Source organism: Roseibium sp. AWQ4_254 (assembly GCF_056161025.1).
On sequence record NZ_JBSWYH010000044.1, the window covers coordinates 16,470 to 28,089 of the forward strand.

General features: G+C 59.8%; 9 protein-coding genes. 6 read left to right on the plus strand and 3 right to left on the minus strand.

Features of this window, described 5'->3' with window-relative positions; translation table 11 throughout:
• Positions 1 to 234: 234 nt before the first annotated feature.
• Complete coding sequence (locus ACXAIC_RS23025; RefSeq protein ID WP_475186258.1) at positions 235 to 1,443, minus strand: aminotransferase class V-fold PLP-dependent enzyme; 1,209 nt, start codon at positions 1,441 to 1,443, stop codon at positions 235 to 237.
• A 54-nt stretch (positions 1,444 to 1,497) separates the two neighbouring features.
• On the opposite strand from ACXAIC_RS23025, the gene ACXAIC_RS23030 reads away from it, so the two are divergent.
• A complete protein-coding gene (locus ACXAIC_RS23030) occupies positions 1,498 to 2,091 on the plus strand; it encodes a gamma-glutamylcyclotransferase family protein (RefSeq protein ID WP_475186261.1) in 594 nt (197 codons plus the stop codon).
• 283 nt (positions 2,092 to 2,374) lie between these two features.
• Here the strand turns inward: ACXAIC_RS23030 and ACXAIC_RS23035 are convergent, their stop codons facing one another.
• On the minus strand, positions 2,375 to 3,103 hold the full coding sequence (locus tag ACXAIC_RS23035) for a VIT1/CCC1 transporter family protein (protein WP_475186263.1): 729 nt from the start codon (positions 3,101 to 3,103) through the stop codon (positions 2,375 to 2,377).
• Between the two features lie 274 nt (positions 3,104 to 3,377).
• Here ACXAIC_RS23035 and ACXAIC_RS23040 point away from each other — a divergent pair, with 274 nt between their 5' ends.
• From ACXAIC_RS23040 to ACXAIC_RS23060, 5 genes are all read left to right on the plus strand, one after another.
• Positions 3,378 to 4,760 (plus strand): class II 3-deoxy-7-phosphoheptulonate synthase, encoded by a 1,383-nt coding sequence (locus ACXAIC_RS23040; RefSeq protein ID WP_475186266.1) that lies wholly within the window; start codon positions 3,378 to 3,380, stop codon positions 4,758 to 4,760.
• A 160-nt stretch (positions 4,761 to 4,920) separates the two neighbouring features.
• Entirely contained in the window at positions 4,921 to 5,466 is a 546-nt protein-coding gene (locus tag ACXAIC_RS23045) for a response regulator (protein ID WP_475186267.1), read from the plus strand.
• 84 nt (positions 5,467 to 5,550) lie between these two features.
• Complete coding sequence (locus ACXAIC_RS23050; protein ID WP_475186270.1) at positions 5,551 to 6,276, plus strand: LysE family translocator; 726 nt, start codon at positions 5,551 to 5,553, stop codon at positions 6,274 to 6,276.
• Positions 6,277 to 6,370: 94 nt separating this feature from the next.
• Positions 6,371 to 8,038 (plus strand): NAD+ synthase, encoded by a 1,668-nt coding sequence (locus tag ACXAIC_RS23055; RefSeq protein WP_475186271.1) that lies wholly within the window; start codon positions 6,371 to 6,373, stop codon positions 8,036 to 8,038.
• Positions 8,039 to 8,131: 93 nt separating this feature from the next.
• A complete protein-coding gene (locus ACXAIC_RS23060) occupies positions 8,132 to 9,337 on the plus strand; it encodes an MFS transporter (RefSeq protein WP_475186273.1) in 1,206 nt (401 codons plus the stop codon).
• 303 nt (positions 9,338 to 9,640) lie between these two features.
• Here the strand turns inward: ACXAIC_RS23060 and ACXAIC_RS23065 are convergent, their stop codons facing one another.
• Positions 9,641 to 11,515: a hypothetical protein gene (locus tag ACXAIC_RS23065; RefSeq protein WP_475186275.1), complete on the minus strand. Its 1,875-nt coding sequence runs from the start codon at positions 11,513 to 11,515 to the stop codon at positions 9,641 to 9,643.
• Between the last annotated feature and the right edge of the window lie 105 nt (positions 11,516 to 11,620).

Genomic DNA, 11,620 nt, shown 5'->3' on the forward strand with positions numbered 1-11,620 from the left:
AGGATCTGCATGCCTTCGGAAGGACCCAGCGCCTCGGCCGGAGCAGCGCGCTCTTGAATACCAGAGGCCGCTTGCTGTGGAACTATGGCCTCTTTTTCAACTGGGACCAGCTGGTCCCAGTTGAAAAAGAGGACAAGGCTGTGGCCGCGTCACAGACAAAGGGCCCGGCACTGCGGGGCAGGCGGTTTGCTATGGCCGCACGGGCCTCCGTGTCGGATGCGTTGGTCTTGTCTGTCAGATCCGGTCTCGGAGTGCCCTGACAAAAACCTCGATTTCCTCTTCAGTGTTGAAGGCATGCATGGAGGCGCGCACGAGGGCTTCAAGGCCGCGATGGGGCAGGTCGATGCGTGAGGAACTGGCCCGGCTTACCGACACATTGATGCTTCGCCCGCCAAGGTGCGTTTTTGCCAGGCGGGCCTTGATCTGCGCAGGCGTTTCCCCGTCCAGGGTGAAGGTCACGATGCCCCCTTTTCTGGCGCCCTTGTCCTGCACCGTGGCTCCGGGCACGGCCGACAATTCAGTGCGGAGCTGGGCCCCCAGGGCGCAGTTGCGGTTGCCGATCCGTTCCATGCCATAGCCGATGGCATAGCTGACGGCGGCTCCAAGGCCGATCTGCCCGGCTACATAGCGTTCCCAGGTTTCGAAACGCTGTGCGTGGGGCACCAGCTCATAGGTGTCGTCACTGGTCCAGTTCGCTGCCTGAAGGTCAATAAAGGGCGGCTCAATCTGGTCGAGCACCGCATCGCTGACATAGAGAAAACCGGTCCCCCGCGGCCCGCGCAAATATTTGCGCCCAGTGCCCGACAGCATGTGGCAGCCGATCTCACGAACATTCAAGGGGATCTGCCCGGCGGACTGGCAGGCATCCAGAAGATAGAGACAGCCCGCATGGCGGGCGATCTCCCCCACCTCTTCGGCCGGATTGATCAGGCCGCCAAAGGTGGGAATGTGGGTCAACGCAATCAGGCGGGTCCTGGGGGTGATCGCCGCTTTCAGGGCCGCCAGATCAATCTGGCCATCGGCGTCATCCTCCACCAGGTCGATGTCAATGCCCTTGCGCTGCTTCATCTGCAGGAAGGCCATATAGTTGGACACATATTCCGCCCGGCCGGTGACAATCCGGTCGCCGTCGCGGAAATCGATGCCGTAAAAGGCCATGTCCCAGGCGCGGGTGGCATTTTCCACATAGGCGATTTCCTGGGGCATGCAGCCGATAAGGGCGGCAAGGCCCTTGTAAAACCCCTCCATGGCGGCGCTGGCCACGCTTGCGGCCTCGTAGCCACCCAGGCGGGCCTCCAGCTCCAGATGCTCGGTGACCGCGTCCAGGGACGGCTTGAGCGCAAGGCCCGTGCCGGCATTGTTAAAGTGGATCAGCTGGCCTACACCGGGCGTGTCCTGCCGCATGGCCATCACATCCTGTTGGGAAAGGGAGGGAACGATCATGGGACACCTTGCCTTTGGAAAACGGATGTTGCGGGAAAAGAGAAAGGACAGTTAGTGACAATCACATATTTTGGATATGGTTCTCTCGTCAATGCCGCAACGATCCCGGCCGCGGCTGAGATGACACCCGGAACCTTGCGCGGCTGGGTGCGCGAATGGCGGGTCTGCGGCGAGGGCGAAGACGGCCAGGGCCGCTGCGCGCTCAGCATCCGGCCGGAGCCGGGGGCTGAGATCTGCGGGGTGATGGTGCGCGAACCCAAGGCCCGCCTTGCGGCGTTGGAACAGCGCGAGCAGCGCTATCAGAAGATTGAGGGCCAGGGCCCGGCCTTTTCCTGTGACGCGCTAGGGGCCCCAGGGCCTGAGGATCTCTTTGTCTTTGCTGCAGCGCCTGAGCACCGGCGCTGGGGCAGCGCAACCCATCCCATTTTGCAAACCTATCTCGACTGCGTTCTGGCGGGCTTTGACCGGCTGTGGGGCGAAGCGGGCATCGCCCATTTTCTGGACACCACCGACGGCTGGCACGTCCCCATCCTGCGCGACCGTGCCGCACCCCGCTATCCAAGGGCCGTTCTGCTGGACGAAGCCACGCGGGGGCGGATCGACAGGGCTCTGGCTGGCCGGGATCTGGTGTTTGTTGAGGAGGGATAAAGAGCGGTCCTTGGGCGTTCTGGACAAGTAGCTTGATGACTGCCTCCTCTCACACTTGACCAACGAGCACTGCGTCATCCTGAGGAAGGCCAAAGCCCTCCCACATCCTGAGGAGGTGCACAGCGCTGTCTCGAAGGAGGGGCAGCAGGCTCAAACACCTGTGGCCCATCTTTCGTGACAGGCCTATGGCCTGCCTCAGAATGTGGGGGGCTTTGGGCGGCGTTCATCGAAACGGTCTTTGCTTTTGCGCGCGTCAGGACACGAAAAATGGCTGGCAGTTTTCTCATCCCAACCCTTGCAGCGCGTATCCGGCAAGATAGGCGATCCCGGCGGCGGTGAGGCCGATGGCGGTGGTTTCCAGTCCGGAGCGGAGCCAGGATTTGGTCGACCAGAAGGACTTGATCGAGCCGATCAGGAAAAAGGCGGTGCCCGTCAGCGCTGTTGTCAGAAGGCCGCTGGCGCCCAGATTGAACAGGAATGGTGCCAGCGGCAGGCTGCCACAAAGCGCAAAGGCGGCAAAGGTGGCCAGCGCGGCCAGAAGCGGCGACCGGGTGGGCGCAGTAAGGCCGTATTCCGCCTCCATCATAGTGTCCAGCCAGGTCGCCCGGTTGGAGGTGACGAGGCGCACAAGAGCCTCCAGATCCGCGCCTTCAAACCCCCTGGCCTTAAAAATCTGCCGGATTTCTTCCCGTTCGCCCTCCGGTTCTGTTGCAATGTGCTTTTCTTCAATTGCCCTCAAGCGGGCATAGTCTTCTTCTTCCGACTTGGAGCCGCTGTAATTGGCCGCAGCCATGGAAAAGCCGTCGGCCAGCAGATTGGCAATGCCGAGGATCAAAATAATGCGCGGGGGCAAACTGGCGCCGACGGCACCTGCGACAATGGCAAAGGTGGTTACCGCTCCATCAATGCCGCCATAGATCCAGTCGCGCAGATAGCTGCCCCGTGGCTTTTGCGATAGCCGGCGGGCAATGGCATCGGGCCTGTGGCTGTGCTCCAGTCGCGGAGGTGGCATCGGGCGATCCTTAACCTTGCGTCAGAGGTACTCTGACGGCCCTTTTCAGCTCAGGCCATGATCCGGATCAAGGCGGTTTGAAGCTTTGTTGGGGCGGGAAAGTCGGGTCCGGGCCGGAAACGGGCGAATTTGGCGGATTCCCCTGTGGCCTTGGCGGGCGGGGGCGTGTATAAGGCCGCACGTTTGCGTTCATCAGGCAGACAGAAAAGATCATAAAATGTCGCGGACCGGGCCCGAAAAGCAACGACAGGCCGGTCCAGTAGGAGTAGGAAAAATGGCGGAGAAGTGGAGCCCGGACACTTGGAGATCGAAACCGATCCTGCAGGTGCCGGAATACCCGGATCAAGAGGCTTTGGCGGATGTGGAACAGCGCCTGTCGACTTATCCGCCGCTGGTTTTTGCAGGTGAAGCGCGCGCGCTCAAGAAACAGCTGGCCGATGTCGCCCAGGGCAAGGGATTTCTGCTTCAGGGCGGGGATTGTGCCGAAAGCTTCGCCGAGCATCATCCCGACCATATCCGCGACTTCTTCCGGGTGTTCCTGCAGATGGCCGTCGTCCTGACCTTTGCAGCCAGCCAGCCTGTCGTGAAGGTCGGCCGGATTGCCGGTCAGTTCGCCAAGCCGCGCTCGTCGAACACGGAAAAGAAAAACGACGTGGAACTGCCGAGCTACCGGGGCGATATCATCAACGATATCAACTTTTCCTCCGAAAGCCGCATTCCCGACCCGAACCGCATGGCCATGGCCTACCGTCAGTCTGCGGCAAGCCTGAACCTGTTGCGGGCCTTTGCCCAGGGCGGGTTTGCCAATCTGGATCAGGTCCATCAATGGATGCTCGGGTTCATTTCGGACAGCCCGCAAGGCCACCGCTACAAGGAACTGGCGGACCGGATCAGCGAATCCCTGGCCTTCATGCGTGCCTGCGGCATCAGCTCTGAAAACGTTCCGCAGATGCGCGGCACTGATTTTTTCACCAGCCATGAAGCGCTGCTGCTGGGCTACGAAGAGGCGCTGACCCGCGTCGATTCCACCACCGGCGAATGGTACGCCACCTCCGGGCACATGATCTGGATCGGTGACCGTACCCGCCAGCCGGACCATGCCCATGTGGAATTCTTCCGAGGCATCAAGAATCCGATTGGTCTGAAATGCGGCCCCTCCCTGACGCCGGATGGCCTGATGGAGCTGATCGACATTCTGAACCCGGAAAACGAGCCGGGCCGGTTGACCCTGATTGCCCGCTTCGGCGCCGACAAGGTGTTCGACCACCTGCCGCAGCTTGTGCGCGCGGTTGAGCGGGAAGGCAAATCTGTGGTCTGGTCTTGTGACCCGATGCATGGCAACACGGTGACGGCCGGGGGCTACAAAACCCGTCCGTTCGACCGCATCCTGAAGGAAGTGGAAGCCTTCTTTGCGGTCCACCGGGCAGAAGGCACCCATGCGGGTGGCGTTCATGTGGAAATGACCGGACGGAATGTCACCGAGTGCACTGGCGGTGCCCGGGCTTTAACCGCCGATCAGCTTGGTGACCGTTACCATACCCATTGCGATCCGCGTCTCAATGCGGATCAGGCCCTTGAACTGGCCTTCCTGATCGCGGAAAACCTGAAGAAGGAACGGGACGGCCGCAAGGTTGAACCGGTTGCGGTCAACGGCTGACGATTGCGCGGACTCACTTTACGTTAACCGAAAGGGCGGCTTTGGCCGCCCTTTTTGCATCTTCCGCCGGATTTCCGCCGGTCCGGTGCCCTTCGGTAAGCCGGATTTAACGCCCTCGGTCTTATATGTCGATAGGTACATTTTGCGGGGAGACGTAACATTGCGGGACAAGTGGGATCTTTCCAGGATTTCCTGCCTGATTGCGGAAGACAATCCGCATATGCGCACCATTTTGCGCTCTGTGCTGTCCGGCTTTGGCATCCGTTCGGTCTATGAAGCCAGTGATGGCGCCGAGGCGCTGGAGATGGTGGTGGACCGGAAGCCCGACATTGTTTTGCTGGACTGGATGATGAACCCGTTTGGCGGCAATGAGTTTCTCAGAATTTTGCGCGGCGATCAGGATCTGGTGATCAGCACCGTGCCGGTGCTGGTGGTCACCGCCCATGCCAAACGCGCCACCATCCTGGAAGCGCTCGGGATCGGTGTGCATGGCTTTGTCGCCAAACCGATTGCCCCGGCGATCCTCTACAATCACATCGGCGAAATTCTGGAGCGCCAGCAATTGACCGGCCGCTCCAAAGGGGTGATGGGCACGGGCTCAGAGAAAAAGACGCGTAAAATGTCCATCGCAGGGCTGCCCGGCCTGAACGCCCCGGTCCCGCCTGCAGCCGCCGTTGAGGACAGGGGCATGGCGTTGCTGCTTTAAGGATGCTGCAGATTGGTGGTGTCGATCTGCAAGATTTAGAGAGTGTAGCAGAAGCACATCCGGAAAAGTTGTGTCCGGATCGCCTTGTCTCCTTTTGCGCGTATTAGTATGCTGACTTTCCGTGCAACAGCGAAAGGAGTGGAAATGGGGTTTGGGCTCGCCGGATTCTACGCGATTTTCTGTCTTGCAACGATCTCCGTCGCGATCGAGCCTGGACCGGTTCAACTACGCCTTGCAAAAGAAACCGCGCTTTATGGCCGTTTGAATGGCCTCGCCCTGAATGTAGGCACGCAGCTTGCCAATATTCCAACCCTTCTGCTGGTTGTGTTTGGCCTGAGCTACATAGTGGAAGCCGGAACGCTTGTTCTGGATATTCTGCGCTGGCTTGGAATTGCCTATCTGGTGTGGGGCATTGTGTCTCTTTTGCGCAGGGAACCGCCACTCGACGGCTCTGATGGTGCTGTTGAAAAAGGAGCGCTGCCACAAAAGAGATCGGTGCGTCCAATTTGGAAAAGTATGCGCACAGGCTATGTGATGCAGATGTTAAATCCGGCGCCCTGGGGCTTCTTTGCCGCCTTTCTGCCGATTTGGGTAAGGCCAGAGCTGGCTATGTCCACATCTTTGCAGCTTGGGAGTCTTGCCGGGGCATTGCTGGCAATATTCTTTCTCTGTGATGTCGTGTTTGTGCTGACAGCAGCCAAGATGAAATCGGTTCTCGGGAACAAACGGTTTGCAGTCAAATGTCTGAAATGGCTTGGAGCCAGCTGGCTGGGAATTCTGGCGTGCAGGCTCGCGCTCGACCGGCATTGAGTTTCCCATAAGCTGGCTTGCCAGATTTGAATGATTGCCAGCGGTTCCCCTTGCGGCTAAATCAGGGGGAATGATATCTCCTGGCGAACTTCCCATGATTACTGATCACTTCCGGCTGGCCGTTGCACAGCTCAACCCGACCGTCGGCGATGTGGCCGGCAACGCGGACCTGGTCCGCACGGCTCGGCGTGAGGCTGCTGAAAAAGGCGCGGATCTGGTGCTGGCCTCCGAATTGGTGCTGGCCGGCTATCTGCCGGAGGACCTGGTGCTGAAACCGGCCTTTGTGGAATGCTGCATGGAGGCGGCTGAAGAGCTCGCCCGCGAAACGGCTGATGGCGGGCCGGGCCTTGTCATCGGCTCCCCCTGGAAAGGGGAGGACGGCCAGGTCTATAACGCGGCCCTGCTGCTGGATCAGGGTGAGATCCGCGCAATTCGCTATAAATATGATCTGCCCAATTACAGTGTTTTTGATGAAAAGCGCGTCTTTGCCGCCGGGCCGCTGCCCGGGCCGGTGGATTTTCGGGGCGTTCGTATCGGCCTTCCGATCTGTGAGGACATCTGGAACGATGAAGTCTGCGAGTGCCTTGCAGAAACCGGCGCGGAGCTGCTGCTGGTGCCCAATGGCTCGCCCTATTGGCAGAACCGGGCCGACGAGCGGCTGCAGGTGGTGGTCTCCAGAGTGGTCCAGACGGACTTGCCGCTGATCTACTGCAACCAGCTTGGCGGGCAGGATGAGCTGGTGTTCGATGGTGGCTCCTTTGCCCTGCAGGCCGACCGGGCGCTGGCCTTTCAGCTGCCTCAGTTTGAAGCCGCGCTTGGGATCAGCGACTGGAAACGGCAGGGGGACGGCTGGATTTGTGAAGGTGGACCGGTAGCCAAACTGCCCGGTCTGGATGAAGCCAATTGGCGGGCCTGTGTGCTCGGCCTTGGCGATTATGTCACCAAAAACGGCTTTCCCGGCGTGGTGCTGGGTCTGTCGGGTGGCATCGATTCGGCCATCTGCGCGGCCATGGCCGTTGATGCGCTGGGGGCGGACAAGGTGCATGCGATCATGCTGCCCTACCGCTACACGTCACAAGAAAGCATCAAGGATGCGGCGGCCTGCGCGACTGCGCTCGGTATCCGCTACGACACCGTGCCAATTGCCGAGCCGGTCGAAGGCTTCCGCTCTGCTCTCGGCAGCCTGTTTGAGGGCACGCAAGAAGACACAACGGAAGAAAACCTTCAGTCGAGGGCACGCGGCGTCATCCTGATGGCGGTGTCCAACAAGTTCGGCCGGATGGTGATGACAACCGGCAACAAGTCGGAAATGTCGGTTGGCTATGCCACGCTCTATGGCGACATGAATGGCGGCTACAACCCGATCAAGGATCTCTACAAGACCCAGGTTTATCATTTGTCCGCCTGGCGCAATACCATCCGGCCGGAAGGGCTGAAGGGCCCCGGCGGGGAGGTGATCCCCTCCAACATCATTACCAAGGTGCCGACGGCGGAGCTGCGGGAAAACCAGACGGATCAGGATTCCCTGCCGCCCTATGACGTGCTCGACGATATCCTGTCCTGCCTGGTGGAAGAGGAAATGTCGGTCAGCGAAATCGAGCAGCGCGGTCACGACAAGGCCCTGATCCACCGGATCGAGCATCTGCTTTACATTGCCGAATACAAGCGGCGGCAGGCGCCTCCGGGCGTCAAGATCACAGACCGGAATTTCGGCAAGGACCGCCGGTATCCCATCACCAACCGGTTCCGGGACCGCGACTGATCTGAAAGGCCGTTGCAAACGGCCTGGGGCAGAGCGTTTGTCCGGGACCGGCCGTCTTCAGAAAGGCCCGGCGCGGGCTGGCGGTTTCCTGGCATGACCTATCTTGTGTTTTTGCGCGACAATGCGCGCTGGCTGTCGGCCTGCTATCTGCTGGCGCTGTTCTCCGGCTTCGGGCAGACCTTTTTCATTTCCATGTCCGCAGGAGATCTGCGCGCCGAATTCGGTCTCAGCCATGGGGAACTGGGTCTGCTTTACATGCTGGCGACCCTCGGAAGTGCCTTGACCCTGCCTTATGCCGGCAAGACCCTGGATCACTTCCCGGTGCAGAAGATCGCGGTTGTGGTGATGGCCGGCCTTGCCCTGTTCTGCCTGGTGATGGCCCATTCCTTTTCCGTCTGGACCGTGGCGCTTGCCTTTTACGGCCTGCGACTATGCGGGCAGGGCATGATGACCCACACATCGATCACCGCCGCCGGGCGCTGGTTTTCCGCCCAAAGGGGCCGGGCCATCTCCATCGCGATCCTTGGTTTTCCAAGCGCCGAGGCCCTGTTTCCCCTGTGTTTCGTACTGCTCAGCGGCTGGATCGGATGGCGCTCTGCCTGGACTGTTGGCGCGCTGGTGCTGATCTTTCTGGCCATGCCGGTTCTGTTGGCGCTTCTGGCCCGGGACCGGGTGCCGACCGCCGGGGAGATGGCCGCTGCCAAGGCGGAGGGGCGTCAGTGGACACGGGGCGAAGCCTTGCGCGATCCAAGGTTCTGGCTGGTCTCCTGTGGCATCAACGCGCCCGCCTTTATCGCAACGGCGGTCTTTTTCCATCAGGTCTATCTGGTGGAGTTGCGAGGCTGGTCCCTGGAAGTCTTTGCCAGTGCGTTTCTGGTCATGGCCTGCGGGGTTGTCTGCGCCTCGCTGGCGATTGGCCCCATGATCGACCGCTTTTCTGCACGGCGCCTTTTGCCGTTTTCCCTGCTGCCCCTTAGCGCAGGCTGTCTGGTGCTCGCACTGGTGCATCAACAGGCCGCCGCCTTTGTGTTTTTAGGCCTGATCGGCATCGGCAACGGCATCAACAGCACACTGGTTGGCGCCTTCTGGCCGGAAGTCTATGGCACACAGCATATGGGGGCGATCCGATCTGTCGCCTTTGCCTTCATGGTGTTTGCCTCGGCAGCCGGGCCCGGTCTGGTCGGCTGGCTGATCGACCTCGGGGTGTCTTTCGATCTGCAGGTGCTCGGTATGGCGTTCTACTGCCTGGTTTTTTCCGGAGGCCTTGCGCTGGCCTCCAGAGCCTACGGAGAACGGTGAAGGGGCCTCGGAAACCTGAGTGACACCGCATGCGATGCATCACGAGACGGCGCGCGGTGCCGGACGAAACCCGTTCAGGTTCGGTTCAGACTGGATGCTTAAGCTGCGGCATATCTTGAAAAATGGCCTGCTTTCGGCTATCTTGGGTCTATGGAGATTGCTCAGATGATGAAGAAGATATCCTTTACTGGCATGATGCTGGCCGCTCTGCAATTTGCGAGCGCTGTGGCTCAGGCGACGCCGTATCTGCCGCAACCCTGATCCAGCGCGTTTTGAGGCCTACACTTTAGTTTGGTGAGCCTCTTATTGAAGGCGCGCGAGCCTCGCCTGGTTTCGATTCCGAAGGTTGATCAGATTGTATCTGAGTTCGGCCTGAACGCTTTCCAGTTTCAGGGCGCTCAAGTCTTTCTTGTCTTCATCGGTTGCCTCATTGCGCGCCAGGACTTGCAGAGCAAGCGTGGCCGCATTGTCGATCAGGTCCAGCCGGTCCCTCAGCCAGGCTAGATGATTGGCCGAGATGTTCCGCTTCGCCTCGCTCATGCGTTCTTCGTAAAGCGCATAGATATAAAGGAACGAGGCCCGCTGCTGCCGCACCAGCGCCTCGGGGTGGCTGAGCACCTCAATCGTGCAGTGCAGGTCGATATTGGCAATCACCTCCGCCAGATGCCCGGCTTCCTTCTCATAGCGCTCGTTGAAGTCGGGATGGTCCAGCGCATGCTGAACGAAGAGAGACTGGACGCTGTAATAGAGATAGCTGAAGGTTCCGGCCTGCCGTAGGGTGAGGGTCCCGCCGTCATAGCCGTCTTGGCTGCTGGCAAGGCTCTTGTCCGGACACTCATAGCGGAAGCCCGGGTCATTTTTAAAACGGGCGTCCACCAGGGTGCCGGAAGTCCCGGCCAGATGATTGCCGAACAGGGAGGTGTGGGGAATCCGCTGGTCGATCCGTTCAATCAGGTGAGCGTAGAATTTCAGATTGTTCAGATGCATCTCCAGAATGTCCGGCGGCGGCGACCGGGTTTCGGTGATGAAAAAATCTTCCACCATGAAGATCACGTCAAAAAGAGCCCGTTGCAGGTACCAGAATTCCGGGGCTGAGACATCGGCTCGCTTGAAGCGCGTCTTGAATTTATCGACATCCGCATTCAGGGTCCGGATCGCTGCCAGCTTCTGATTGTCCATGTAAAGCAGAGACGCATAGATCGTCGCCAGATAGGGGCGCAGCGAGACCGAGGCCACTTTGAGATCGTCCGGAAGCTGGATGGTGTTGATGTTCAGGTCGGCACAGGCGCTCACACCGTGATAATCTTCCCCGAAGGTTTTGATCTCGGTAAAAGCCGCCCTGATCGGCTGCATGGACGGCGCGTCCCCTGCGTTGAATTTGCTCACGACCTCTTCCAGCCGGGCCTGAATCTGCTGTTTCTGGCGGGTCTCTTCCGTAGACAGGTCTTTGCCTTCGAAATCCTCAAGGGCAATCAGATTGAGGTAAAGCGCCCCGATCAGGGGCCGGAATGGGGCCACACGGTTGAACAGATAGCGCCTGTCGTCGGTTTTCTCCAGCGACCCGGCAATACAGTCGAACAGGGTCTTGAAAGAGGCCTCAAAACCCATGGTGACCGTGTAGTGGTGTTTGATTTTCTGAAGCTTCAGGGGCGCCGCCGCTTCGGGGGGCGGCGCTGGCGCTGCCACCGCCAGTTCAGCCGGGAAGGCCCGGGTAACGGTTGCAGCCGCGGCGCTGGCCAGAACGGGGGCGTCTGGCAGGAGCGCGGCAAGCTCCGGATTATGCGCTTTGATATAGGCATAGTCGCGCTTCATGGTGCCGATCATGCCCTTGATGGGCCCGAACCCGCCCAGGAAGAAAGATTCCTTGTTGTTGCTATCATTTTCGGTCTTTTCGGTGTTCACCGACTGGGCTTCCTGTCCGCTGGACTGGCGGGCGGCAGGTTTGGCAAGCTGGAAATTCACCTTGCCGTCATTCAGGCTGACGGAGCGCAGCAACTCGTCCAGCGAGGCGGTGGTCATTCCGGCAATCAGCAGGAACACCAGCGCCACGCCCTCGATCTTTTCCAGAAGGGTCAGTTTTGTCTCGGCCGGACGCCGGTAATTCCTGGAGACCCAGACCGCCAGCAACCCGCCGAAGACAATGCCGAGGATAAGCTTGGCAACAATCTGGGAGGTCAAAAATTCATGCCAGCGGTCACTACTGTCCGGGAAAATTCTGATTTAGGATAAAAAAGGCCCGTTTTGTAAGGAGATCGTCTAGAATCGTGGTTGCAACGCCTGATT